At 27.2% G+C, this 26,397-nt stretch carries 20 protein-coding genes; 5 read left to right on the forward strand and 15 right to left on the reverse strand.

What is annotated here, in order from left to right:
• Positions 1-214 precede the first annotated feature (214 nt).
• Genes IQC44_RS09655 through IQC44_RS09665 form a run of 3 tightly spaced genes read right to left on the reverse strand, consistent with a single transcriptional unit; the run spans position 215 to position 6,217 of the window.
• The gene (locus IQC44_RS09655; protein ID WP_198306159.1) at positions 215-2,416 is read right to left on the reverse strand and encodes an endonuclease MutS2; all 2,202 of its coding nucleotides are present in this window, start codon (positions 2,414-2,416) and stop codon (positions 215-217) included.
• Positions 2,417-2,459: 43 nt separating this feature from the next.
• Positions 2,460-3,374, reverse strand: a complete 915-nt coding sequence (gene cmoB, locus IQC44_RS09660; protein ID WP_198306160.1) for a tRNA 5-methoxyuridine(34)/uridine 5-oxyacetic acid(34) synthase CmoB — start codon at positions 3,372-3,374, stop codon at positions 2,460-2,462.
• Positions 3,375-3,424: 50 nt separating this feature from the next.
• Positions 3,425-6,217: a YhdP family protein gene (locus tag IQC44_RS09665; RefSeq protein ID WP_198306161.1), complete on the reverse strand. Its 2,793-nt coding sequence runs from the start codon at positions 6,215-6,217 to the stop codon at positions 3,425-3,427.
• A 31-nt stretch (positions 6,218-6,248) separates the two neighbouring features.
• Between IQC44_RS09665 and mltG the strand changes: the two genes are divergently transcribed.
• The 4 genes from mltG to IQC44_RS09685 all read left to right on the forward strand — a co-directional run bounded on the left by mltG (position 6,249) and on the right by IQC44_RS09685 (position 11,089).
• Complete coding sequence (mltG, locus tag IQC44_RS09670) at positions 6,249-7,373, forward strand: endolytic transglycosylase MltG (protein ID WP_228286323.1); 1,125 nt, start codon at positions 6,249-6,251, stop codon at positions 7,371-7,373.
• Positions 7,374-7,491: 118 nt separating this feature from the next.
• The gene (locus IQC44_RS09675; protein WP_198306162.1) at positions 7,492-9,684 is read left to right on the forward strand and encodes an NADP-dependent isocitrate dehydrogenase; all 2,193 of its coding nucleotides are present in this window, start codon (positions 7,492-7,494) and stop codon (positions 9,682-9,684) included.
• A 118-nt stretch (positions 9,685-9,802) separates the two neighbouring features.
• Entirely contained in the window at positions 9,803-10,735 is a 933-nt protein-coding gene (locus IQC44_RS09680) for a malate dehydrogenase (RefSeq protein ID WP_198306163.1), read from the forward strand.
• A 75-nt stretch (positions 10,736-10,810) separates the two neighbouring features.
• Positions 10,811-11,089: a c-type cytochrome gene (locus tag IQC44_RS09685; RefSeq protein ID WP_198306164.1), complete on the forward strand. Its 279-nt coding sequence runs from the start codon at positions 10,811-10,813 to the stop codon at positions 11,087-11,089.
• 42 nt (positions 11,090-11,131) lie between these two features.
• On the opposite strand, the gene IQC44_RS09690 is transcribed toward IQC44_RS09685, so the two are convergent.
• The 8 genes from IQC44_RS09690 to IQC44_RS09725 all read right to left on the reverse strand — a co-directional run bounded on the left by IQC44_RS09690 (position 11,132) and on the right by IQC44_RS09725 (position 21,970).
• Positions 11,132-11,641 (reverse strand): hypothetical protein, encoded by a 510-nt coding sequence (locus tag IQC44_RS09690; RefSeq protein WP_198306165.1) that lies wholly within the window; start codon positions 11,639-11,641, stop codon positions 11,132-11,134.
• Positions 11,642-11,661: 20 nt separating this feature from the next.
• Positions 11,662-12,507, reverse strand: coding sequence for a ModD protein (modD, locus tag IQC44_RS09695; RefSeq protein ID WP_198306166.1), 846 nt, complete (start codon positions 12,505-12,507; stop codon positions 11,662-11,664).
• Between the two features lie 46 nt (positions 12,508-12,553).
• The gene (locus IQC44_RS09700) at positions 12,554-13,702 is read right to left on the reverse strand and encodes a sensor histidine kinase (protein WP_198306167.1); all 1,149 of its coding nucleotides are present in this window, start codon (positions 13,700-13,702) and stop codon (positions 12,554-12,556) included.
• The gene (locus IQC44_RS09705; protein ID WP_198306168.1) at positions 13,689-14,351 is read right to left on the reverse strand and encodes a response regulator transcription factor; all 663 of its coding nucleotides are present in this window, start codon (positions 14,349-14,351) and stop codon (positions 13,689-13,691) included. The genes IQC44_RS09700 and IQC44_RS09705 overlap by 14 nt, the downstream gene beginning before the upstream one ends.
• Positions 14,348-15,289: a cache domain-containing protein gene (locus IQC44_RS09710; protein WP_198306169.1), complete on the reverse strand. Its 942-nt coding sequence runs from the start codon at positions 15,287-15,289 to the stop codon at positions 14,348-14,350. The genes IQC44_RS09705 and IQC44_RS09710 overlap by 4 nt, the downstream gene beginning before the upstream one ends.
• Before the next feature lie 15 nt (positions 15,290-15,304).
• On the reverse strand, positions 15,305-16,303 hold the full coding sequence (locus tag IQC44_RS09715) for a c-type cytochrome (RefSeq protein ID WP_198306170.1): 999 nt from the start codon (positions 16,301-16,303) through the stop codon (positions 15,305-15,307).
• A gap of 72 nt (positions 16,304-16,375) precedes the next feature.
• Positions 16,376-21,163, reverse strand: a complete 4,788-nt coding sequence (locus IQC44_RS09720) for a RecQ family ATP-dependent DNA helicase (protein ID WP_198306171.1) — start codon at positions 21,161-21,163, stop codon at positions 16,376-16,378.
• Between the two features lie 30 nt (positions 21,164-21,193).
• Positions 21,194-21,970 carry a TIGR02757 family protein gene (locus IQC44_RS09725; RefSeq protein WP_198306172.1) on the reverse strand — a complete coding sequence of 259 codons (777 nt, stop codon included), beginning with the start codon at positions 21,968-21,970 and terminating at the stop codon, positions 21,194-21,196.
• 64 nt (positions 21,971-22,034) lie between these two features.
• Here IQC44_RS09725 and IQC44_RS09730 point away from each other — a divergent pair, with 64 nt between their 5' ends.
• Positions 22,035-22,856, forward strand: a complete 822-nt coding sequence (locus IQC44_RS09730; RefSeq protein ID WP_198306173.1) for an SDR family NAD(P)-dependent oxidoreductase — start codon at positions 22,035-22,037, stop codon at positions 22,854-22,856.
• Here IQC44_RS09730 and IQC44_RS09735 read toward each other — a convergent pair.
• The 4 genes from IQC44_RS09735 to IQC44_RS09750 are packed head-to-tail and all read right to left on the reverse strand — an operon-like array spanning position 22,853 to position 26,351.
• Entirely contained in the window at positions 22,853-23,647 is a 795-nt protein-coding gene (locus tag IQC44_RS09735) for an ABC transporter permease (RefSeq protein WP_198306174.1), read from the reverse strand. The two genes, IQC44_RS09730 and IQC44_RS09735, sit on opposite strands and share 4 nt — an antisense overlap.
• The gene (gene rsmD / locus IQC44_RS09740) at positions 23,648-24,241 is read right to left on the reverse strand and encodes a 16S rRNA (guanine(966)-N(2))-methyltransferase RsmD (RefSeq protein ID WP_198306175.1); all 594 of its coding nucleotides are present in this window, start codon (positions 24,239-24,241) and stop codon (positions 23,648-23,650) included.
• Positions 24,242-24,262: 21 nt separating this feature from the next.
• A complete protein-coding gene (gene rny, locus IQC44_RS09745) occupies positions 24,263-25,807 on the reverse strand; it encodes a ribonuclease Y (RefSeq protein ID WP_198306176.1) in 1,545 nt (514 codons plus the stop codon).
• Positions 25,808-25,814: 7 nt separating this feature from the next.
• On the reverse strand, positions 25,815-26,351 hold the full coding sequence (locus IQC44_RS09750) for a 5-formyltetrahydrofolate cyclo-ligase (RefSeq protein WP_198306177.1): 537 nt from the start codon (positions 26,349-26,351) through the stop codon (positions 25,815-25,817).
• Between the last annotated feature and the right edge of the window lie 46 nt (positions 26,352-26,397).

Raw genomic sequence — 26,397 nt, forward strand, 5'->3', positions numbered from 1 at the left:
TTGGACAAATTCTAGTGCTTTTTTACAACTCATTGTAAATAATCCTTTTTAAATAACGATAGTATCGAACTTAGCTTAAGTTTTCAGCAACCCATTTTTTTCATTAAGCCTAGAATGTGATATAAAATACTTAATTTGCAGTATTATAAGTATAAATTTGCTATTTGTCAAGATAAATACTATAAAAATGGTATTTATCTTTTATTTGTATTTACTAAAGCTTCACAACCTTAGCCCCAAATCCCCCACTACTAGGATGTGCATCTTCAAAGCCTTTTACTTTTGGGTGTTTTTTCAAAAACTCTTTAACTGCAAAGGCTAGTTTTCCAGTACCAATTCCGTGATAAACCAAAACTTCTTCAAAACCAGCGAGTAAGGCATCACTTAAAAACTTATCAAGATTTTCTATTGCTTCATCTGCTCTAAGACCATGTAAGTCTAGTTTTATATCTCCATTTTGTGGTTTTTCTACTTTTACACTTGATTTTATTTTTGGTTTTGGTGGAGGATTTCCACTTCTTTTTAAATCACTTAAAAGAACTTGCATTTTCATTCCAGCATCTGTTTGTATAAATGCTTTTTGACCCTTTATTGAGATAATTTCACCTTTTGTATTGTTATATTTTACTCTATTTCCAACTTCAAAATTTAAAACTTCATCTTCAACTTTTTCAACTTCAATTTCACTTACAAGTTTATGAGAGATATTTAAATGCCTATGAGAATCACTAATTAGCTTTGTTTTTATGGCTTTTTTAGCCTCTTCTCTGGCATCTTTATACTCTTTATGAAGTTTTGATTTCTCTTTATTTATGTGAGCATCAAGCTCCTCTTTTTGCTCTTTTAGATTATTTGAAAGTCTTTGATAGTTTTCTATTTCACTATTTAGTTTTGCTATTTTTTGCTTATATTCAAGCTCTAAAGCACTACTTCTTTCAATCAACTCATTTAATCTATCTTTATCTTCCCCATAAACCTCTTTTGCTCTTTTTACAACTCCAATTGGAATTTTATATCTCAATGCTGTTTCAAAAGCATAAGATTTTCCAATAGTTCCTTGTAAAAACTCATAAGTTGGTCGCTGATTCTCTTCATCATAAAGTGCAGCAATAAGCTCTACATCAGGATTTGCAGCCATTAAAGCAGCCAATCTTTTGTGGTGAGTTGTGATTATTATTTTTATATCATTTTTAATTAAATCTTCAATTATTACTTTAAACAGACTTGCAGCTTCATCTGAATCAGTTCCTAGTTCTATTTCATCGACTCCAACTATTGCATTTTTTACTTCAAAAAGTTTTGAGAACTCTAGCATTCTTCCAGCAAATGTTGAAATATCATTTTTTACACTTTGTGGGTCATCTAAAACTGCATTTATAGCTTTAAAATTACTTACAACTGTGCTTTTATTTGCATTATAAGGAAGCAGATATTTTGAGAGGAAAATAGCCGATAAAATCGACTTTAACATCATAGTTTTTCCTCCAGCATTTACACCTGTTAGCATTATTACTTTTTTGCTAAAATCAACTGTGATTGGTTTTGCTTTTTCAAGTGCTGGATGACAAAAATCAACCAAAATATTTTTACTATCTTTTGATGGCAAGATAAAGTTTTTATCACCTATTTTTGCAAAGAAAATTCTAGCTATATAGTGGTCAAATTTGTCAAACTCTTTATTTATAAACTTTAAAAAAAGAAGATTTTTTTCTAAAATATATGAAATATCTTTACAAATTTTATATAAAACTTCCTCTTTTTTGTTTTCTAAATCATTTCTTTTTTGTTTTAATTCACTAATTGAGTGAGGAACAACATAGAAAAATCCAGCATTTGACCGCTCAATTACACTTCCACTTAAGGTGTGATTAAATCCACCACGAACCAATAAACACTCTTGTTCATTTATATAATGAACTTGCATATCAACTAAATAAGGCTTTAATTTTGAAGAGTTTACAAGTCTATAAAGGCTCTGTTTTGTCTCTTCTTTGTTTTTATTTATAGCCTCTTTTATATTGTCGAAATCTTCATTTATTCCGCTTTTTAAATTTGCTTTTTCATCAAAAAAATTACAAACATTTAAAATGTCATTTGGAATAATAATTTTTTCTATAAGTTCAAGAAGTTTTCCCTCAAAATTAAATCTTTTAAGGTACAAAAAGTAGTTTATTATTTTTATAAATTCATATATTTCATAAACTTTCAAAACTCCTTGTTTTTGCAAGTGCATAAGTTGTGAATCAAGATTTTCAACTTGTTTTGGTGAATTTATATCATACTTTGAAAGTTCTTGGATTATTTTGTAGTGAATATTTATATCACCTTCTAAAATAATAGATTTTTCTCTAGCAAAAAGCTTAGAGAAGTTTTCTATATAGTCGTTTAAGTCTAGTTTTTTTATCAATTTTTTCATAAGGTGGATTATAGCAAAAGGCTAATTAATCAAGCATTTCTATTTATAAAATCTTTTGTGCTTTTATATATACTCTTTTTGGAGCTGGATAACCTTCAACTGTTTTAGAGCTATCATTTGGATCTAAAAACTCTTCTAAGCTTTCATCAAAACTCCAAATTGTAGCTCTTTGCTCATCTTTTGTTGTAACAACTGTTGCAAGAACTTCAATATTTTCAAATCCAGCTCTTACTAACCAATTTTTTAGTGCAGGAATTGTTGGAATAAAATATATATTTGGGATTTTTGAGTATCTTTGGTTTGGTGTTAAACAAATCTCATCATCGCCATCTATCATAAATGTATCAATTATTATCTCTCCTTTTGAGTTTAAACCTCTGTTTAGTGCCTTTAAAGTTCCAACAGGATCAGCTCTATGGTACAAAACTCCTAACATAAAGATAAAATCAAACTTGTGATTATAAGCCTCTAAATGCTCAACTCCTAGCATTTCATAAACAATAGGTGATTTTACAAAGTGATTTACAAACTCAAATTGATGTAAAGTCAAAGGAGATGGATCAAAACCAATAAGCCTTTTTGGTTTATCTTCTAGCATTCTAAACATATAATAACCGTTGTTACAACCAATATCTGCTACTATTTTGTCTTTTAGATTAAAATGTGGTCGTATTAGATTATATTTTAAATTACTTTGCCATTCGCTATCAATTTCAAGCCCAAAAAGATTAAATGGACCTTTTCTCCAAGGAATTAAAGCTTTTGCAGTTTTCTCTATGATTTCAAACTCTTCATTTGTTAAATCATCTCTTTTCCCTACACTAAACCAATCGCCATAATCAATGCTTAATTCTGATTTCTCTATCTTTTGTGTATTTTTCAGCTCTTCAAACCAAGGAAGAACATTTTTCCAAGATCTACACTCATCTTTTTTCTTTTTTAACTTTTCAATATTCATAAGTGCAATTATAGATACTTAACTCTTAAAATTAAAGGAGTTTATATTTTTTATCTATTTTCAAGATTTATATTATTGAAAATATTAATAGGTGCTGTAAAAACTCTTTTAAAAATATTAACAGGTGCAGAAAAACTATCTTTTACAAGATTTGTTGAGATTTTTGGATTATCCAAACTTCCATAAACATCTATCAAAGTTTCAACCCTCTCTTTATCTCCCAATAAAATATAATTTACCAAAGGGATATATCTTACAAAACTTGTATAATCCTTTAGAAATATTAGGTTTATTTTTGAATATATTGTAAAATCATTTAAATCAATAACTCCAAAGCCTTCAAAATCTATTCCATTTCCAATTGTGTTTAAATTCTCAATTTTTATAATATTTTCATCTTTATTATAAGAAAACTCCATATTACCTTCTTTTAAAGTATATACACCAATATTTTTTAACCCAATTCCAGCAGTAGGAAGTGCCAAAAGTGGATTAAAAGGTAGAGTAATAAGCTGTGCTGCAATTGCAGGAGTTGTTTCAACAAAGGCTAAAAGGTTACTTAAAATTGATAGATTTGAAAGACTACTATCTTTAATCAAAAGCTTTCCGTCTAATAAATGATAGCTCCCTTTTGCATAAAAATTTATAGTTCCACCATTTATTATTTGTTTATCAACTAAAGAGTTTAAAAACTCTTCGCTTAAATTTACTGCAAAAATATCAATTTTTTCATCTTCGTACTCTTTAAAAGATAGCTCACTTTCTTTATGTTTTAAATAAATAAATTTCTCTTTATCATCTAAATTAATTATATAATTTTCAGCCAAGATTTTATAATCTTCATTTACTATAATATTTGAATTATTAGCATTTATTAATATTTTTTGATATTTTAATTTATTTGAAGTTTTAAAATCTAAAACTACATCAAGATTTGATAAATCAAGTTTTAAAGAGTCATCTTTTAGCTCAATTTTCAACTCATCATTTAAAGCATCTATTTTTGTAATACTATTTTTTATCTCTCCTTTTACATCGAAATCTTTTACAAAATTATCATCTTTTTTCAAAGGAGAATCAAAATCTTTTAATGAAGCTTCAAAGTTTATCTCATCTTTTGCTATAAAAACTTTTGCACTTTTTAGATTGTAAGTATCATCTTCTTGTATAAATTCACAATTTTCTAAATTTACATCTATTTTCTCATTAAAATCTAAATTTTTACTATTTGAAAAAGTATCAAGAATTGTTAAATCTTTTAAAAATATATCTATCTTATCTTTTATATCTACTTTTATATCCTCATTTTTTGAATGAATAGATATATTATTATCTTTGATTTCTCCCAAAATATAAAGCTCTTCTAGTTTTTTATTATTTTTGTAAAGTGGAAAATCAAAACCAGTAATTAAAGCTTCAAAATTATAATGTTTGTCATCCATAATTTTTAAAACCAAATTCCCTGATTTTATAGAGTAATCTTGTAGAAGTTTTGAGTAGTTATAAACTTTAGAAACATCTTCAACAACCACAAAAAGCTTATCTTCAAATTTTATATTAGTATGTAAATTTAGTAAATGAATATCAAAAGTTTTTAGAAAATCCATAGTTATAGGTGTTTTAAAATCTCTTATATCTAAAATATTATTTTTCTTAGTATCTTCTATGAAAAGCTTATTTATATGCACATTTCCATCTATTTTAAGATTATTTGTATTTATTTTTAAATCAGCATTTGCATCTATCATATCATCAAGTAAAAAACTAGCATCTTTTACAAAAACAAAATCATTTTCTAGTAAAACTTTTGCACTTTTACTTCTAAAAGCGAAGTTATCAATCATAATTTCACTATTTTCAACAAGAAATTCACCTTTTGAGTTTAAATCTTTTTTCTCATCATAAGGAAAACTCAAAAGCAATTTAGCCTTTGTTGTACCAGATTTTTGTAAAACAGGTAAAGTTATATCATAAGCTTTTAAAATCCCCAAAATATCACTATCTAGTTTTGAGTTTGTCTCAATATTTACATCAACAACACCATTTATCTCATCTGTTAAATTTCGTATAGTTACATAAGAGTTTATAAGTTCTTTATTTTTAAAATTTGCATCTATTAAATCAAAATGTAAAGTGTTATTCTTAAATTTTACTTTGACATTTTGTGTAATTATTTTATCAACATCTTTGTGAAACATAATTTTTGCATCTTTGATATGTGCTTCACCTTGAAGAGATTTTTCTATTATCTTATTTTTATCTAAATCAAACTCTCCGTAAAACCAATCGAGCTTAAAATCTCCACTTACATTATCATACATCCACTCATTTGCAGTTTGTGGTAAATCTAGCAAAGGCTTTAAAAAGTTCAAGTTTTCAAAATATTGACTTATTGTAAAAAATTTTAATTTCTCTTTTGAAATATCAATATTTGTTCTAGCTACAACTCCTTTATAGTGAATATCACCATAATACTTAATCTCATTTTTAAAATAATCAAGTTTTATAAGACCTTCTAAAAGAACATCATAATCTTTTAAATACAAGGATTGAATATTAAATTCAACTTGTTTTGAAGATTTATTTAAATTTGAAACAAGATTTATATATTTATTATCTAAATATAAATCATCATTATCCAAAAAAACTGAGAACTCATTTCCATCTATTTTTAAACTTTTTATATATATTTCTTGAAAAAAACTTATAGCTTTTGGAAGTAAGTCAATATTCTTTTTTATATCATCAATAGAGGAACTAACTTCACTCTTTTTTGTTGTGAACTCTATACTTTCAACTCTTACAATCAGTTTTTTATCCAATTTTATATAGAATTGCGACACAAAAAGATTAGCAAAGGAAAAAGAGTTTATTTTGATACCTGAAAATAGAATTGAAAATAATATTATTGTAGATAAAAATAGAAAAAGAAGTAGAGCTTTTGTAGCTTTTAGCATTATTGAAATTGTCCTTATATGTTCGATTGTTCTTCTATACTATTTGACTCTACCTATGACATCATCAAAAGTCCTTTTTATTCCAAAAGGTAGTACTAATAATATCATAAATTACTTAAACAAAAGTGGCTATGAGATGAACAATTTAGATGCTATTGTTATAAAAACTACTGGTTATATACAAAGTGGATGGATTGATATAGGAGAAACACATCTTACAAAAATGGATTTTATACATAAATTAATAAACTCCAAAGCCGCTATGAAAAACATAACTTTAATTCCAGGTGAAACATACTATATTTTCTTAAAAAAACTTGCACGAGAGTTTGATTTAAATGAGCAAAAATTATTTAAAGTTTATAATGAATTTGCATATAAATTAGATGGAAATATTCTTGCTGATACTTATTCTTTACCATTTGGAATGAATGAAGATTATATTATTTTATATCTATTCTCACAAACAGACAAAAAATATGAAGAGTTCTCAACTAAAATCTTTGGTTCTTACGACAAAAAAAAGTGGTACAACTATATAACTTTAGCTTCAATTATTCAAAAAGAGGCAGCAACAACAAATGAGATGCCAATAGTTGCAAGTGTTATTCATAATAGACTAAAAAAAGGTATGGCACTTCAAATGGATGGAACTTTAAATTATGGAAAATATTCAAATAGTGTTATAACGGCTGAAAGAATAAAAAATGATAGTAGTTCGTATAATACTTATAAATATAAAGGTTTACCAAAAGACCCAATTTGTGCTGTTAGCCTCGATTCAATAAAAGCTGGAATATTCCCTGTAAAAAGTGAATATCTATATTTTGTAAGAGATAATAAAACAGGACTTCACAAATTTTCAAACTCTTATGAAACTCATAGAGAGAATATTACTGCTAATGTTGGAGTTGAAAAAACATATACAAAAGTAAAAGAGGAAGAGACAAAAATTGATACCCAAGCTCAAGATATTATGAAAACTGATATTACAAAACAAAAAGCACCTTCTATAAAAGACCTATTTAATAGTATAAATTAGGTGTGAATATTTGAAACAATCAAATATTCACACCTCTTAAATTACACAATTTCAATCCTTTTAAATCTAATTAAAGATAAAATCTTCGCATATCAAAATTCAAAATTTAGGATAAAACATGGCACAAATTATTTACACAAAAGTTGATGAAGCACCAGCTTTAGCAACATACTCTTTTTTACCAATCATTGAGGCTTTTACAAAAAGCTCTGGTATTGAAATGGTACAAAAAGATATTTCACTAGCTGGAAGAATTATTGCAGCTTTCCCTGAAAACTTAACAGCTGATCAAAAAATTGGTGATGCTTTAGCAGAACTTGGAGATTTAACTCAAGACCCAAATGCAAACATTATTAAGTTACCAAATATTTCTGCTTCTATTCCTCAATTAAAAGCAGCAATTGCTGAACTACAATCAAAAGGTTACAAAGTTCCAAATTATGATGAAAGTGATGATACAATTGCTAGATATTCAAAAATTTTAGGATCTGCTGTTAATCCAGTATTAAGAGAAGGAAATTCAGATAGAAGAGCTCCTGGTGCTGTTAAAAACTATGCAAAAAACAACCCTCATAGAATGGGAGAGTGGAAACAAACTTCAAAAACTGATGTTGCTCATATGAATAGTGGAGATTTTTATGGTAATGAAGTTTCTACAACTTTAGATAAAGCTGATAATTTCCAAATTGCTTTCATAAATAAAGCAGGAGTAAAAACTGTTTTAAAAGAGAGTTTAAAACTTGAAGCTAAAGAAGTTGTTGATGCTACAAATTTAAGTGCAAAAGCTCTTCAAAAATTCTATCAAGAAGCTATTGATGAAGCTAAAAAAAGAGATGTTTTACTTTCTTTACACCTAAAAGCTACAATGATGAAAGTTTCTGATCCAATTATGTTTGGATTTGCTGTTAAAGTATATTTCAAAGATTTAATTGCAAAACACGGGGCTACTTTTGATAAAATAGGAGTAAACTTCAACAATGGTTTAGGAGATTTATACTCAAAACTAGACTCTGTTGATGAAGCTAAGAAAAAAGAGATTTTAGCTGATATTGAAGCTGTTTATGCTGCACAACCAAGACTTGCCATGGTAAACTCTGCAAAAGGTATCACAAACTTACATGTTCCTTCTGATGTTATTATTGATGCTTCTATGCCTGCTATGATTAGAGGTGGTGGAAAAATGTGGAATAGCGAAGATAAAGAAGAAGATACTTTAGCTGTAATTCCTGATAGATGTTATGCTACTTCATATCAAGTAATTATTGAAGATTGCAAAAAACATGGAGCTTTAGATCCAAAAACGATGGGAACAGTTCCAAATGTTGGTTTAATGGCTAAAAAAGCTGAAGAGTATGGAAGCCACGATAAAACTTTCCAAGCAAAAGAAGATGGACAATTTATTGTAACAAATAGTGCTGGAGAGACTGTATTTAGTTTTGATGCAGATAATGGTGATATTTTTAGAATGTGCCAAGCTAAAGATGAACCAATTAAAGATTGGGTAAAACTAGCAGTTACAAGAGCTAGATTATCAAATACTCCTGCTGTGTTCTGGTTAGATGAAAAAAGAGGTCATGATGCACAAATGATTAAAAAAGTAGAAACTTACTTAAAAGATCACGATTTAACAGGTCTTGAAATTTCTATTAAATCTCCTGATGAAGCTATGCAATACTCTTTAGATAGAATGAGAAAAGGTCTTGATACTATTTCAGTTACTGGAAATGTATTTAGAGATTATAACACTGACTTATTCCCAATTTTAGAGCTTGGAACATCTGCAAAAATGCTTTCTATTGTTCCATTAATGCAAGGTGGAGGACTATTTGAAACTGGTGCTGGAGGATCTGCTCCAAAACACGTTCAACAATTCCAAGAAGAGAACTACTTAAGATGGGATAGTTTAGGTGAATTTATGGCATTAGCTGCTTCATTTGATCACTTAGCTAATACTCAAAACAATAAAAAAGCTGCTGTTTTAGCAAAAACTTTAGATGATGCAACAGGAACTTTCCTATTAAATGATAAATCTCCAGCTAGAAAAATTGGAAGTATTGATAATAGAGGAAGCCACTTCTATTTAGCAATGTATTGGGCAAATGAGTTAGCAAAACAAAATGATGATGCTGAACTTAAAGCTGAATTTACTCCAATTGCAAAAGCTATGAATGACAATGAAGCTCAAATTTTAAAAGAATTGACTGATTGTCAAGGAAAACCTGTTGATATGGGTGGATACTATTTACCAGATGATGCAAAAACATCTGCTGCTATGAGACCATCAGCAACATTAAATAAAATTCTTGCATAATTTAAAAAAGAAGAGTTTCTCTTCTTTTTTAATAAAAAATAACAAAAATCTTCTACCTTACTTTTAAAATCAAAACAAAATCTTGATATAATCATCAACTTACAAAAAAGGCAATAACTTGAATAATAAAACTATAGGAATAGTTGGAGTTGGAAATGTTGGTTCAACTTTAGCTTTTAATTTAGCAATTAGTGGTTTATGTAATAAAATTTTACTAAAAGATATAAAAGAAGATTTTACAAAAGCTATGGCTTTAGATATTTCTCAAGCTGCAAAAGCTTCAAATAATAATACGACAATCAAAGCTTGTTTAAACAAAGGTGAGTTTAAAGATTGTGATATAGTAATAATCACAGCAGGAATTGCAAGAAAACCAAATATGAGTAGAGAAGATTTACTTTTAATAAATGCAAAAATTATTGAAGATATTTTTGATGATATTTTAGAGCAGAATAAAGAAGCTATTTATATAATAGTTTCAAATCCTTTAGATGCAATGGTTTATGTAGCTTTAACAAAATCAAAACTACCAAGAAACAGAGTTTTTGGAATGGCTGGAGTTCTTGATAGTGCAAGATTTAAACACTATATTGAAGAAAAAATCAAAATTCCATATAAAAAAATAGATGCATTAGTAATAGGAAGCCATTCAAATACAATGCTTCCTTTGGTAAATTTTGCAAAAGTTGATGATAAAAATTTAAATGAGATTTTAACAAAAGATGAAATAGAAGATATTTTAGAAAATACAAAAAATGGTGGAGCAAGAATTGTAGAGCTTTTAAAAACTGGTTCAGCATATTTTGCACCTGCTAACTCTTGCTTTTTAATGTGTAAAGCTATTTTAGAAGATAGTAAAGAGGTTTTTCCTGTTTCTGCTATGCTTTTAAATGAGTACAATTATAGTGGTTTTCCTTTGGGAATACCGTGTGTTTTAGGTAAAAATGGAATTGAAGATTTCATAGAATTAAGTTTAAATGAAAATGAAAAAAAAGAGCTTGAGAACTCTACTATTACAGTAATAAATAGCATTAATATACTAAAAAAATAACATTATTGACTAGAGTCAATACTTCTTTTTCTCCTTTATATTAGAATAACTCAATTTATTTCAAAAGGAGAAATTATGAAAAAAATCGTTTTAGCAACAACTATTCTTACAGCCTGTTTTGCCTTTGCAAATCCTTATGCAAAATGTGCAACTTGTCACGGTGCAAATGGAGAAAGAGTAGCTTTAGGTAAATCTAAAATTATTAAAGATATGACAAAAGAAGATTTTGTAGCTTCTTTAAAAGGTTATCAAGCTGGAACTTATGGTGGAGCTCAAAAAGCATTAATGGTTGGTCAAGTAAAAGGGATGGATGAAGCAACTATGAATGCTATTGCGGATTTAATTATTAAATAATTTTTCATAAAAAGTAGCCAAATTTGGCTACTTTTGTAAATATTATGCTATATTTGAAGACAAAAAGTCTATTTTTTTAAGATTTTTTGAACCTTTTTTATTAAACTCACTCTCTATTTTTGCCCTATTTTTACAAATATATTCTAAAACTAATGGTTCTTGTTTTTGTATTAAATTTAAAATAGCCAATTTCATAGATGTATAAAACTCATCTTCTTTATAGATATTCTCAGCAATTTTCTCAACTACAATTCTTTCATCATTTTCAAAATAACTATTTTCTAATAAAATCAATACAATCTTTGCAACTTTATAATTTGTAATATGTCTTAGAAATTTGTAAAATTTAATTGATAAATCAAGTAAATATTCACTATTTCCTATCTCTTCAATTTTTGTTATTTTATTTGTTTTAAGAAATTCTATTAAATCATCATCACTAAAAGCATAGTCTAATAAATCAAGAATTTTCCTTTTATCTTGCTTTTTCCATTTATAATATGTAGGTGCTGAAAATTCAAAAAGTTCAGTTATTATTTTTTCTTTTGTCAATGTAAATCCTTAAATTATTTTTATATTATACTCAATTTGCTTCCTAAATCAGCCATTCCTTGAATATAAATAGAGCTTGTAACAACACTATCTACTCCTGTTTTTGCGTACTCTTCAATATTTTTTAAATTTATTCCACCACTTGCAATAATCTTTCTATCTTTAAAATATTGATTTCTATACTCAATAATTTTTTTAATCTCATCAAAAGGTACTTTATCAAGTTGAAGCACATCTGCATTTGATTTTAAAAGATTTACTGCATCTTCATAGTTGTTTGACTCAACTATAATCTTCTTTTCAGGCATCAAATTTTTAAACTCATCAATTTTTGAATAAAACTCAAAATCATCTTTATACACCTTTCTATGATGTGGGAAAAACAAAATTGTTTCACTAAGATTTAATCTATGAACTTTTGCACCACCATCTAAAATAGCTTTGATACAGAATTTTTTTGCAAAAGGATAAGTTTTTCTTGTAGTTAATACTTGGCAATTTGGATTTATTTTTTGTGCAAGTTCAACCATTTTATTTGAATAAGTAGCTATTTTTGAAGCATACTCTAAAAGTAGCATTATAGTTCTATAAATTTTGTGAATTTTGTTGTAATCTCCACTAAAAGATATTAAAATCTCACCTTTTTTTAATTTTTCTTTATCTTTTGCACAAAAAATAACTTCACAATCATTAAGCAAAACTAACCTTTTTGCCAATGATACACAAGAAACAACAATATCATCTCTTGTAAAAATCTCAAAATGTGCTTTTTTGTCATCAATATTTTGTAAAGATGTTGTTAAATCTAAATATGGAATATCATCTTTTAAAAATTCCATTAATTCAAAATCACTAAAATCTACCATAAAAGCTCCATTATTTTACAGCATTATATACTTAAGTAAATAATGTTTAGCTAAAGATATAAGTAAAACTAGTTCCGTGATTTTTTTCATCAACACTTGAAACTACTTCTATTTCCACACTATTTTTATCACAAATATTTTTTACAATACTAAGTCCTATTCCAAACCCACCTGTAATTTTATCACCTCTATAATATCTCTCAAAAATAGTGCTTGTATCACTAATTCCTACTCCTTCATCTTTGAAAATTAGTTTTATGTTATTATCACTTTTTTGTAGGCTAATATAGATATTTGAGTCATTTTTTGAGTATTTTATGGCATTTGAAAGATTATTATCAACCAGCCTATAAGCCTCTATTTCATTAAAATAAATCTCTATATTACTTTCAATATTTTTATGAAAAATAATATTTTTAGATATTGCTAAATCATTGAAAAATTCCACTCTTTTTTCTAAAAATAGTGAAAAATCTATATGGTTTTTTAGCTCTTTTACTTCATGTTGTTGCATATAGTACTCTAAATCTTCATATATTATTGTCATATTTTTTAGTGCTGATTTTACTCTTAAAATATTTTTATCATTTCGTAATTTTAGTGATAACATATCTGTATTTATTCTTGCAACTCCAATAGGAGTTTTAAGCTCATGCATAGCATCTTTTAAAAATTCATCAAGATAAGTATTTAATTTTTTATATGGTTCAATGCTTTGTTTTATAACAAAAAATGAGAGTAAAAAGATAAAAACTATCACAACTAAAAGCAGAATCAAAGCATTGTAAATAACTTCACTATAATCAATATTTTTACAAACAATTAAAGATGAAGCATCTAAAATATTTTGGCTTAGATACTCTTTATAGCAAAATTTACCGCTAAAACTTCTATAATCTTCATCAAAAAACTCTAGTGAAATATTTGAGTGGAAAATCTCTTTTTTGTTTTTATCAAAAATGCTAGAAAAGAAAATATTTGACCTAGGATAGTAAAAAATATCATTGTTTTGTTTCTCAAAATTCTCTATACTTAAAATAACTTGATTTGAATAGTTTTGTAAGTCCAATTTATCTTTAATATTTTGATTTTTTATTGTTGCATCTATATAAAAATATATTGGAATAAAGGCAATTAAAAGGCTAATACAAACTTGTATTACAATATATTTTAACTCACTTTTACCGTTTATCAATTTTGTACCCTAAAAATCTCTTAGTTTTTATAAAATCTTTACTCGTTTTTTCTCTAGCTCTTTTTATACACATTCTAATATCTGCATATGATATATCTTTGTTTTCCCAAACATTTTCGTGTAAGCTCTCAATAGATACAAAAAAACCACGATTTTGCACTAAAAAAGCTATAAGTTCAAGCTCTTTTTGTGATAAATCAATAAGTATATCATCTTTATAAAGTGCCATTTTCTTTATACTATATTTAAAACCAAATTCAAGCTCAATGGAATCATCACTTGCTTTGAAATGATTTTTTATAAGCTGTTCCATTCTAAATTTTAGCTCAATCATATCAAAAGGTTTTCTTATATAATCATTACAACCTAATTCATAGCCACGACTTAAATCTTTTATATCTGTAAGTGAAGTTAAAATAATTATTGGAGTATCTATACTTGCTTCTCTTACATATTTCACAAGAGAAAAACCATCCATTTTTGGAACTCTAATATCTAGTAAAAGCAAATCATATTTTTTATCAAAAATAGCATTTAAGGCATCTTCGCCATTATCAAAATCATCAACTACAAAATCAAGCTCTTCTAAAAACTCTTTTATAGAGATTTTATACAAATAATCATCTTCAAGAAGCAAAACTTTTATCATCTTATTATTATCTCTTTTTTTTGAATATCTTTTAAATCTTTTTTCTCTTGTTTTATATTTATCTGACCAAAATAGTCATAATTTGGTAAATATTTAAAATTATTTATATTTTTATCAAAACTTATAACTAAAACTCCAACACTAGAATTTTCAAAACTTCCCAAAGGAATTTGAGTAATTATTGTATCTTTTGTTTCATAGTAGAATTTGTTATTTTTCAAATATTGTGGGTTTTTGCTCAAAGTTTCAAAAAAAGTATTATTTAAACTATTTTGTAAAACAACAAAGTTCTCTAAAACTTTATTGTTTTTATGATAACTTGCAATATCTAAATATTTTGCTTCAAGTAAAACTAGAGAGTTTATTCCAAAAGCTTTAAGTCTTTCAACCAAAGGATTAAAACCTACAATAACTTCAATAGAGCCTATAAAATGGTTATTTCTATCAAAAATTGGGGCAATAGCCTTTATATTAAATCTTTTTCCAAGTTCACTTGAGACATAAGGCTCTTTCGTCTTTTTAACCTTTACAAGTCCTTCTCTAAAGCTTTCTAGTTTTAGCCCAAAATCTTTATCTTCCCAACTTCTTGTAAAAACTTCTAAATCTTTTGTGTGAATTTGTATATCAATATTTTGTTTTGTATAAGTTTTTATAATCTCAATTAGTTTCATAAGCTCTTTTTTTAACTCTATATTTCTGTTTTTACTTAAATTTTCTATAATATCTTGATTTTTAGAGAACATTAAAGCTAAAGACAAAGCTTGATTTTTTTGATTTTCTAACTCATTTTGTGCAATTTGAACTTGATTTGAAACCAAAATATCTAAAGTTTTTTGATTTAAAATATTGTTGTATTTGTATAAAAAATAGAACAAAGTAGCCATAAAGAGGATAAATAAAAGAAAAGTTTTTTTATATGATTTAAAAAGAAGTATCATAAAGATACTCCTTTTTTATTTATTTGTTTTAATAAATTGTCCAAATGGTCCAGTTCTTCTTTCAATTGAATCTTTTCCTTCAATATATGTATCAGGTGCTTTTACTTTTGCATCTGGGAAATCTTTTTCTCTATTATCTTTTTCAGGTCTATCGTGCTCATCTAAGTTCATATAAACTGCCACATTATAAGCCTCTTCATCTGTTAATATAGGATTTTCGTGAGTTGCTCCTAAAGGCATATTTGCTTTTATAAAGTCCATAGCTTTTAAAGTTCTGTACATTCCAGCACCTTTATTGTAGCTATCAGGTCCCCAAAGTGGTGGGAACATATAACCATTTGCTACACCTTCATTTTTAACACCCTCACCATTTGCTCCATGACATGATGCACATTGTGCTTCATACACAGCTTTTCCTTTTACAGGATCTGCTTTTGTTGTTTGAATCATTTTTCTATTTACTTCAGCTAGACTCGTACCCTCAACTTTTGCACCAAGAGGCACTCCTTGACTTAACCAGTACATATAAGCTTCAAAAGCTTTCATCTCTTTACTATCAAGAGGAAGTGCTTTTCCATTCATACTTCTTTGCATACAACCATTTATTCTATCAGCTAGTGAACCAATAACATTTTCTCTAGGACGATATTGTGGGAAATTACCATAAATTCCTACAAAAGGTGCTGAATATGCTTTTGTTCCAGCTTCCAAGTGACAACTTTGACATGATAGGTTATTTCCTGCATATCTCATTTTCTCATCTTCAACTTCAGGACCAATATGTTTATAAGTATGAACAACTAGCTCTTTTCCATATCTGATTAAATCCCCAAATTGGTTGTTTGGAATAGTGCTTTCATCTGGAATTTTATATTCAAGTTTAGCACCTTCATATTTGTAACCAATGTTGTTTCTTTCACCTATAAGTTTTTTTTCAAACTTTACAACCTCATCTGCAAATAATGAAGAAAACGAAACTGTACCTAAAAGTGCAACTGTTAAAATCTTTTTCATAAATAATTCCTCCTAACTATCTATATTTAATAGCACTATATAGAATATATGTAACTTTAAAGTAACAAACTATTAATCTATTAGTGTTAAAACTATTTTGCAAAGTGGATGTTTCAAAGTTTTACTATTTTCTCTATCTTCCCATAAAACAACATACTCAACAATACAAGATTTAACGACAAAGCCCTTACTTAATTTTTCTTTAATAAGCTCATCAAATCTATTTGAAAAAGCTGCTACAATTTTACTATCTTTTGTTAAAATAAAATTATCATATTTTCCTTCTTCTATAGTTAAATTTTCTCCTGCAACTATATCTTTACTCCCATATTTTTTGCTATCAACTCCTAGTTTTATATCAGATAGTGACATAATATGAGTAAATATTTTTTCATCTTTTAAATACTCTTTTTCATCAAAAAAATAGTTTATATACTCTTTTTTATTCTCTATATCTTTGCCTTGTCTTAAGATAGACAATTCACTTTTTGCCCTTGTCATTCCCACATAATAGACTCTTTTTTCATCATCATCTTTTGGATTTTTATCAACTATTACATAGACTTTATCAAACTCTAAACCTTTTGATTTATGAATAGTTGAAACCAAAATACTCTTTTTATAGTTATCAAAATCTTCTAACTTAATCTCTTCAATATAACTTATCCACTGTGAAACAAAATAGTCATCACTTTGAGTTAAAAACCTATCAACTATTTTATATAGTAGTTCAATATTTGTTGAAGTTTTATATCTATTTTCAATAATTTGCAAGGCTTTTTCAAAAAATATCTCTTTATAGCTATTTTCATTTTTTATAAATTCATTTAAAATTTTATTAAACTCGGCTAACTCTACAATATTTTTTAACTCAAACTTCTCTCTATCTATTAAAAATTTAGCATCAACTCCATTTTGATGCAGTTTTGAATAAATATCCATTACCTCTTCATTTGTTTTTGCTAATATTGCAATATTTTCTTGTTTTTCATCATTTTTAATTAACTCAATTAAAGGGTTTATATAGTTTGGTGAAATATAAGAATAGACATTTACAACACCTAAATTTGGACTATTTGAATATAATCTATTTGTTTTAAATCTTGTAGTAACTTTTTCTATAAACTCATTTGAGTACTCAACTATATTTTTTTTACTTCTAAAATTACAAAGAAGTTCAAACTGCTTAAATGACTCTTTATCGTTTTCATTTATTGAAAACTCCTCTTTAAATCTATTTATATAATCTATATTTGCTCCATTAAAGCCAATAATACATTGGTCATCATCACCAACTGCAATAATTTTTGTATCACCCTCATTTGCATTATAAATAGCTTTTACAAATAAAAAACTCTCTTCATTTATATCTTGATACTCATCTAAAATTAATACTGCAATATGTGGTAGATTTAACTCTTTTTCATTAATCTGTCTTGTTGCTTCAACTATTGCATTTTGTAGGACTTCATTGCTATTTTTATTTGCAACTCTTGCAATTAATTTTAAAGCATAGGAGTGAAAAGTTTGAATCTCTACATCATAAGATAATGCTCCAATTAAATCATTTAATCTTGATTTAAACTCATTTTTTGCACTTTTTGAGAATGTTAGCATCATAAACTGCTCTGGTTTTATATCTTCAGTTAGTAATAAAGATGCAATTTTATGAACCAAAACTTTTGTTTTTCCACTTCCAGGACCTGCCAATATCATAATAGCTTTTGTTTTTGTATCTTCAATTATCTGTTTTTGTTCAATTGACATTTTTTTGAAAATCTTATTGTATCTTGTTTCAGTAATTGGTTTTGAGATTCTCTCTTTTATTAATTTATATTTATCTTTAAAACTTTGATATGAAATTGTAAAATAATCTTTCAAAAACTCTTTTGCTTTTTGTCCATCATTTTTTAATTTTTTTGCATACTCTCCAATAATATGGATTGATTCTACTTTTGTTTGATAGTGTTGTTCAAGTCTTTGTTTATACTCACTTTGTGTATATTTTCTTTTTGCAAGAAACTTCTCTTCTTTATGAATTATCATTGGTGAATAGTTTATAAATCTTCCTTTTAGAAGCTCTATTACTTTTAAATGGTGCATATATAGTAGTGCTTTATCAATATCATCTAATTTAAACTCTTGATTAAAACTATCAAATAGTTTTTTTAAAGAGAATGTAATCTCTTTACTACTTTTATCATCTAGTTCTTTTATTAACTCATATAAAATCTTCCTAGAAATAAGCTGTCTTTTTTCTATTTTCTCTTTCAAAAAATCTAAACTCTCAATTTTATAGTACCAAATATCTTGCTCTCTATTTACTCTTGAAAAAATAAAATTTACTCTATCACTCCAAGATTTTATAATCTGCTTTATTGTTTCTGATTCGTTTTTATCTGATATTTTTAGGAAATTTATCTCTTCATTTAAATCTCTTATTCTTATTTTTTGTACATTTAAAAGTTTTAAATACTCAAATAAAGCTAGTTCCATTTTAGAAGTTTTCTCAAATATTGCTAAACTACTATTTCTTATTTCAAGGCTTAAATCTTTATTATCTCCTAATAATTCAAACTGTTTTAGCTGATTAATTGCTAAAGATATTTCAGATTTTTTATACCCTAAAAGATGTGCTATCTCATCTACTTGAATAGCTTCTGGTTTTCCTCTTCCAATAATTGTTTGTAAAACCAAAACTAATCTTTGCTTTTCATCTTCGCTTAAATCAGAGTTTTCTAGTTTTTTATGTAGTTTTTCCATACTTTTAGAGGCTATTGAATCTGCAAAAAAGCTAGTTTTATTTCTTTTTCTATTTATATAACCTTCTCTTTCAAGCTCTAAAAGTGCTGTTTTTATTTTAGTTGAATAGTCAAAACTACTATCTTCAACATCCCAACCAGCCTCTTTTGCAATTTCAAAAGCTGTTTTACTTATAACATCAGATTTACAATTTTTCAATACTTTAAAAATAGAGTTAATCTCACTTGCTGTTAATTTTGTTCTATTTAAAGTCAAAAAATGTTTATCTAAATCATCTTCATCAAATAATATTGGACAAAAAGCCTCAAGTTTTTCATCTCTTGCACCTCTTCCAGCTTCTTGTGCATAGTTTTCTAAACAATCAGATACTTCATAGTGTATTACATTTGTAATATTTGCTTTATCAACACCCATTCCAAAAGCAGTAGTTGCAACAATTACATCAATACTATTTTCAATATAATCTTTTAAAATTTGCATTTTTATAGTTGAATCTAGTTTAGAGTGAAAAGATTTTACACTTTTATTTGTGTCTCTTTGTAGGTTTTGGGCAATTTCATCACACTTTTTTGTAGAGGTTGGAATATAGACTAATGTTGCACCATTGTGTTCATTTATTAGTTTTAAAAGGTCTAAATATTTATCTTTACTCTTTGATGATATTGCTTTATATTGTAGGTTTTTTCTTTCAGGAACTGCTAAATATTTGTTTAATTTTATACCTAAACCATCAAGAAAATAGTTTTCAATATCACTAATTACACTTGGTTTTGCTGTAGCAGTAAAACAAGAAATTGGAATAAAATCTTGAAAATTCTTTTTAGATATTAAATCTTTTATAAATTCACAAATATAAAAATAATCTTGCCTAAAATCATTTCCCCAAGTTGATAAACAGTGTGCTTCATCTATTACAAATCTTTCAATAAATCTATTTTTTAATATTCCAAAAATTGTATTTGATCTTAGAGATTCAGGTGCAATATATAAAATATCAGCTTCACCATTTACAACATACTCTATAGATTCAGCTCTTTCAAGTGGACTCATAAAGCCACTTATTGCAACTGCCTTGTAGTTTGCAACTTTTTGATTAAAACTTTTTATATGGTCTTCAATAAGTGCTTGAAGTGGAGAGATTACAACTGTTAAACTTTTATAATGTTTTGCTTTATAAATTGCAGGTAACCAAAAGGTAAAAGTTTTTCCACCACCTGTTGGTAAAATTGCCAAAAAGGATTCATCATCTAAAGAAGCTTCAACTATCTCTCTTTGCGATAAGCTTGGATTTTCTAATAAATTTGCATTGAGTCTAGGAAATGGTCTAAATGAACTTATTCCAAAAACTTCACTTGAGAAATCTATAAGTTTATCTTTTGCTATTTTTATATCAAAACAGAGTTCTTTTTGTATATCAACTATATTTGGAAATGTATATAAAATTTTTGCAGGATGTGCTTTTATCTCTATATATGGAGTTAAAAGTGCTAAAATATAAGCTAATTCAACTCTATTTGAATTAATTAACTCTTTTAAATATTCGTGATTTCTTATACTTTTACTATGTTTTATTTTTATTAAAGAGTATAAATCTTCATTGTTTAGTTTTTCAAACTCAAAATAATCACTAATATATTTAAAAAAACCACTAAAATATATATTATCTTTCAAAAGTGAGTAAAATATATTTTTACTATCAACAGTTAAAGTTTTAAATTTCTCAAATAATTTATCTAAAAGTATTGAACTTATTTTAGAGTCTTCAACAGGATTATTACTAAAATCATCTTCACTTTTATAATCTTTTGGAAGACTATGTAGTGTTTTTTCATTAAACAAAAGAAGAGAAAGTGGTAGAGTATCAATAAAATTATATTTTGCTAAATCTTGTAAAATAGATGTATGTTTTAGAATTTTTAAATCAAAATCAATAAAATTGTGCCCACAAATAAAATCACTTTTACATAAAGATAAAAAATTTCTTAATTCAACTACATTTGTTGTTCTTAATTCACTATTTTTATAAACAGCCCCTAACTCTTTAATCTTATTTGTTGTTAATGATGCTTCAATATCACAAAATATTATATTTTTCATTTTATTCCCCTAGTTATTCTTCCTGCATATTTATATAATCTTCTCTTGCCCTAGCCTATATATTGCAAAATCGTATCTAATAGGGTCATTTTTATCAAACTCTTTTAATTTTTGTGTGATTTCAAGTGCTGATTTTAGATTATAAGTTCTGTTTTGTAAAAGTCCTAATTTCTGGCTTACTTTAAAAGTGTGAGTATCAAGAGGTAAAATCAGATCACTTTTAGAGACATTTTTCCAAAACCCTAAATCAAGATTATCATCTCGAACCATCCATCTTAAAAACATATTCCATCTTTTATATGGTGCATTGCTAGGTTTTATTAAGCCCTTTTTATCTCTTTTTAAAGCATTTCCAACTAAAAAATCAAATCCTTGAGAAGAGTGATTTGCCTTTTCTTTTATCTTTTGTATAGCAAAATCAATCCCTTCTAAAACAGAGTTTTCTTTTTTGTAACCTTGCAAAAAAAGCTCTTCAAGGCTACTTTCTTGTTTTATCTTTCTAAAAGCTTTAAAAACTGCTATAACATCGGCACTATTTTGAAATCTATAGTAGTGGTTTTTTAGATTTTCTTCTATCTCTTTTTCACTTTTATTTAAAAGCGAAAAATCCAAACTATCCAAAAATTTCACTATCAGTTTTGCATTTCCATAAGCAAACAAAGCACACAAAAGTATTGCAAAATCATCATCTTGTCTTTTTGCAACCATTAGAGGATCTGGTTTATCATAACTTAACTCAAAAGCACTATTTCTCTCATTTGCTTCAATATCCAAAAGCTCTTTTAATTCTATATCTTTTTTTGTCATTTTTAGCCTATAAATTGTTTTGGGTATAATAGCCAAAAATTAGTTAGGATGATTAAAAAATAAGATGACAAATATATTAATAACTGGCTGTTCTAGTGGAATTGGGCTAGAAACTGCACTTTTTTTGAAAGAGAATAATATAAAAGTATATGCTAGTGCAAGAGAGCAAAAAGATGTACAAATGCTAAAAAATTTGGGTTTAAATGCCTTTAAAATTGATGTTAGAAATAAAGAAGAGATAGCTTTTGCTTTAAGTGAGATTTTAAAGCAAGACAAAAAACTAGATTGTGTTTTCAACAATGCAGGTTTTGGGCAACCAGCAGCTTTGGAAGATATAAGTGTTAAAGTTTTAAAAGAGCAATTTGATACAAATTTTTTTGGACTTCATGAACTTACAATTCAAGCTATGAAGATATTTAGAAGTCAAAACTATGGAAAAATAATACAACATAGCTCTGTTTTAGGAATAATAAGCCTAAGATTTAGAGGAGCTTACAACTCTAGCAAATATGCTATTGAAGGACTTTGTGATACTTTAAGACTAGAAACGGCAAATAGCAATATTTTTATAAGCACTATAAACACAGGTCCTGTTACTTCAAAATTTAGAGAAAATTCACTAAGAAATTTCAAAAAACATATAGATATAGAAAATAGTTTTTGGAAAAGTTCTTATGAAAAAGAGTTAAAAGCAAGGCTTGAAAGTAGCGATAATAAAGGAGCTTTTACACTTCCACCAAAAAGTGTAGCCAAAGTTGTTTTAAAAATATTAAAAAGTCCTAAGCCAAAACCAAGATATTATGTTACAAAAGCAACATATATTTTAGGTTTTGCAAAAAGAGTTTTAAGTCAAAAATGGCTAGATAAATTGCTAGTTAAAATCTAAACTAGCTCTTTTTTATTTGCCATATTTTGTAAATAATCACTTATTTGTATCAAACAAAAAGTTATTATAAAAATCATAAGCCCTGGGAAAAAGCTAAGGTGCCAAGCAATATCAATAACAGCTTTCCCATCGCTTAAAATACTTCCCCAACTCATTTGTGGTGGGTTTACTCCAAGACCCAAAAAAGATAGTCCAGATTCAGCCAAAATAGCACCAGCAACTCCAAATGAAAAAGAGATTAAGAATATTGGAGCTAAAAGAGGAGCGAAATATTTTAAAATAATTTTTATTTTACTTACATCTGTTATATTTAAAATCTTTATAAAAGGCTTATTTGAAAGAGCAAAACTCTCACTTCTTATCATTCTTGACATTCCCATCCAGCCTGTTATTGAGATAACAAGAATTAAAATAACACTATTTGCTTCAATATATGAAACCAAAGCTAAAAGAAGAAAAAAAGTAGGAAAAGTAAGAAACAAATCAATAATTATTGTAATAGTTTTATCTACATTTCCTTTAAAATATCCAGCAGTTATTCCAATAATTAGCCCTAAAAAAGAAGAGAAAGAAGCAGCCAAAAAACCAATAATAAGTGAAGTTTGTCCACCTTCTAAAACTCTTGCAAAAACATCTCGCCCTAGCCTATCTGTTCCCATAATATGTTCAAAAGAGGGAGCTAAAAGAATTTTATTTGGGTTTAAATCATAAGGTGAAACCGTATAAAATAGTGGAACTATAAACATAGATAAAGAGATAAAAATCAATAAACCTAAATAAAATCTAAACATTTAAACCGTATAACTATAATATGATAGTGAACTTTTTCCAAATTTTCTAGTTTTTTCTAAAGAAAATTTACCTAAAGTTTGTGGAACTTCAAGCTTTGAAACATGCTCAACTATTATTTTAAAAATATTATCTGTTTCAATATTTGAAATCATTCTAAATGATTTTTCATAAATATCTTCCATTCCATCTCTAAAATCAAAAGGTGGATCTACATATAAAACTATCTCCTCTTTTGAGTTTTTCAAAAATTCCAAAATAACAGGAGTTTGTACAAAAGCATTTCCTTGGATAGTTTGGCATTTTTCAATATTTATACTTTTACAATTTTTAAGAAGTATAGAGTAAGAGTTTTTATCAAGTTCTATAAAATAAGCTCTTTTTGCTCCCCTACTAATTGCCTCAAGTCCAATAGAACCGCTTCCTGCAAAAGATTCAATAAAGATTTTATCAATTATATCAAACTGCAAAACATTAAAAACTGACTCTTTAAGCATTGCTTTTGAACTTCTTGTAACATCAAGGCTTGGAAGCTCCAAAACCTTACCTTTGTACTCTCCTGCTATTATTTTTGTTGTTGGCTTTTGTTCTTTCATTTTTTTGCCTTTTTTTGTGGATTATCTAGCATAGCTTTCAGCTCTTAACTCTCTTATTACATTGATTTTTATCTCACCTGGATATTGAACTTTCTCTTCTATCTCTTTTGCTATTTCAGTTGCTAATAGTACTGCTTCATCGTCATTTACAAGCTCTGCATTTACAATAACTCGCACTTCACGTCCTGCATTTATAGCATAAGCATTTGTAACTCCAACCTTACTTGTAGTTATATTTTCAATCTCTTCAACTCTTTTTAGGAAGCTTTCAAGAACTTCTCTTCTAGCTCCTGGTCTAGCTGCACTTAGGGAATCAGCTGCACAAACAGCTGCACTTTCTACATTTATAGGTTCTTGATGACCATGATGAGCATAAATTGCATTTATTACAGTTTCACACTCTCCAAATCTCTCACAAATTTCAGCTCCTAAATCAACATGGCTTCCTGGTGCTTCGTGAGTTAGAGCTTTTCCAATATCGTGCATAATTCCAGCTCTTCTTGCTAAAATTGCATCTCCACCCATTTGAGCGGCAATAAGTCCTGCTAAATGTGCAACTTCAAGAGTATGAGCTAGTGCATTTTGTCCGTAACTTGCTCTATATCTTAATCTTCCAACAAGTTTTATAAGCTCTGGGTGCATAGATTTTATTCCTAGTTCCATAACCACATCTTCACCCTCTTTTTGAATATTCTTATCAAATTCTGCTTTTACTTTTTTGTAAATCTCTTCAATTCTTGCAGGTTGAATTCTTCCATCTTCAAGTAGTTCTTGAATAGTTTTTGTAGCAATTGCCCTTCTATATAGATTAAAAGATGAGATAGTTATTGTATTTGGAGTATCATCAATGATAATATCAACTCCTAAAAGCATCTCAAGGGCTTTAATATTTCGTCCCTCTTTTCCAATAATTTTCCCTTTTGTCTCTTCATCATTTAAAGGAATATTATTTATAAGCCTTTCAGCTGCAAACTCTCCTGCATATCTTGTAACTGCTTGAGATAAAATATTATTTACCTCTTGTTTTGAGTTTTGCTCTGCTAGTTTATATTTTTTTCTAAAAATAGATGAAATTTCAGCTCTTGAATCCTCTTCTACTTTTTTTAACATCAACTCTTTAGCTTCACTTTTTGTAAGTCCACTTGCATTTTCAAGGATTTTTATAGCTTCAAGAGTTTTTTGCTCGTAAGTTCTTTTTTGCTCTTCAATACCATCTTTTAAAATAGATATTTTTCTATTATTTTCACTTATCTCTTCTTTCTCTTTTTTGATAAGTCTTAGCTCATTTTCAAGATGTTCATTTAGATCTTTCTCTTTTTTTTCTATCTTAAAGAGCATTGTTTCATACTCTTTTCTAGCACTTTTGAACTCTCTATCACACTCTACTTTTGCCTTTAATTGAGCATCTTTTAAAGCAACTTCAGCTTCATGCTCAATTATTTTTGCTTTTGCTTTTGCCTGTTCAATAAAGACTTCAAACTTTGCTTTATTTATTTTTTTAGAAACAAACAAAGTAATTATTGAACCAAAAAGTCCAGCAACTACAACTATTATCATATTTTCCATTTAAAACCTATCCCGTAATTATATAATCTGCTTCTATATCGTAATTATCACTTAAAATTTTTTTACTCTTACAAAGTACTAATTGAGTAAAAACTATTGTAGGTTTATATTTCAATCTATAAAAAAATCTATCGTACATTCCTTTACCAAAGCCAATTCGCTTATTTAAACAATCAACTCCAACAATAGGAACAATTGCTAAATCTATCTTTTTTGCTTTTAAAAAAGAGTTTTTTGGCTCATAAATACCAAATTTCTTCTTTTCCAAAGGAAGTCTATATTTCACCATTTTAAAGCTATCATCTTGCATAAAAGGGACATAAATATCCTTTTTTGCTCTTCTTAATTCTAAAATCAATGGCTTAATATTTACTTCTAGTTCCAAAGGAATAAACAACAAAATATTGTTTGCACCCTCTTTTCTTATAATATTTTTTAATTTTTCTACAATTTTTTTACTTTTTGAATACATTTGTATAGATGAATAAAATTTCAATCTTTTTATACTTGATATTCTAAAATCACTTTTGTGATTTGTGTTCATATTTAAGCCTCACTTAGGTAAAATCACTACCTAATGAACAATTTTA

Source organism: Arcobacter vandammei (genome assembly GCF_016106035.1).
In the GTDB taxonomy this organism is placed as follows: domain Bacteria; phylum Campylobacterota; class Campylobacteria; order Campylobacterales; family Arcobacteraceae; genus Aliarcobacter; species Aliarcobacter vandammei.

Coding starts and splice junctions, on each gene's coding strand:
- modD (WP_198306166.1), bottom strand. CDS start 12,507: ATGGTAGATTTTAGTGATTTTGAATTAATGGAATTTTTAAAAGATGAT.
- IQC44_RS09675 (WP_198306162.1), top strand. CDS start 7,492: ATGGCACAAATTATTTACACAAAAGTTGATGAAGCACCAGCTTTAGCA.
- rsmD (WP_198306175.1), bottom strand. CDS start 24,241: ATGAAAGAACAAAAGCCAACAACAAAAATAATAGCAGGAGAGTACAAA.
- IQC44_RS09715 (WP_198306170.1), bottom strand. CDS start 16,303: ATGAAAAAGATTTTAACAGTTGCACTTTTAGGTACAGTTTCGTTTTCT.
- rny (WP_198306176.1), bottom strand. CDS start 25,807: ATGGAAAATATGATAATAGTTGTAGTTGCTGGACTTTTTGGTTCAATA.
- cmoB (WP_198306160.1), bottom strand. CDS start 3,374: ATGAATATTGAAAAGTTAAAAAAGAAAAAAGATGAGTGTAGATCTTGG.
- IQC44_RS09730 (WP_198306173.1), top strand. CDS start 22,035: ATGACAAATATATTAATAACTGGCTGTTCTAGTGGAATTGGGCTAGAA.
- IQC44_RS09685 (WP_198306164.1), top strand. CDS start 10,811: ATGAAAAAAATCGTTTTAGCAACAACTATTCTTACAGCCTGTTTTGCC.
- IQC44_RS09655 (WP_198306159.1), bottom strand. CDS start 2,416: ATGAAAAAATTGATAAAAAAACTAGACTTAAACGACTATATAGAAAAC.
- IQC44_RS09720 (WP_198306171.1), bottom strand. CDS start 21,163: ATGAAAAATATAATATTTTGTGATATTGAAGCATCATTAACAACAAAT.
- IQC44_RS09710 (WP_198306169.1), bottom strand. CDS start 15,289: ATGATACTTCTTTTTAAATCATATAAAAAAACTTTTCTTTTATTTATC.
- IQC44_RS09705 (WP_198306168.1), bottom strand. CDS start 14,351: ATGATAAAAGTTTTGCTTCTTGAAGATGATTATTTGTATAAAATCTCT.
- IQC44_RS09725 (WP_198306172.1), bottom strand. CDS start 21,970: ATGACAAAAAAAGATATAGAATTAAAAGAGCTTTTGGATATTGAAGCA.
- IQC44_RS09735 (WP_198306174.1), bottom strand. CDS start 23,647: ATGTTTAGATTTTATTTAGGTTTATTGATTTTTATCTCTTTATCTATG.
- IQC44_RS09750 (WP_198306177.1), bottom strand. CDS start 26,351: ATGAACACAAATCACAAAAGTGATTTTAGAATATCAAGTATAAAAAGA.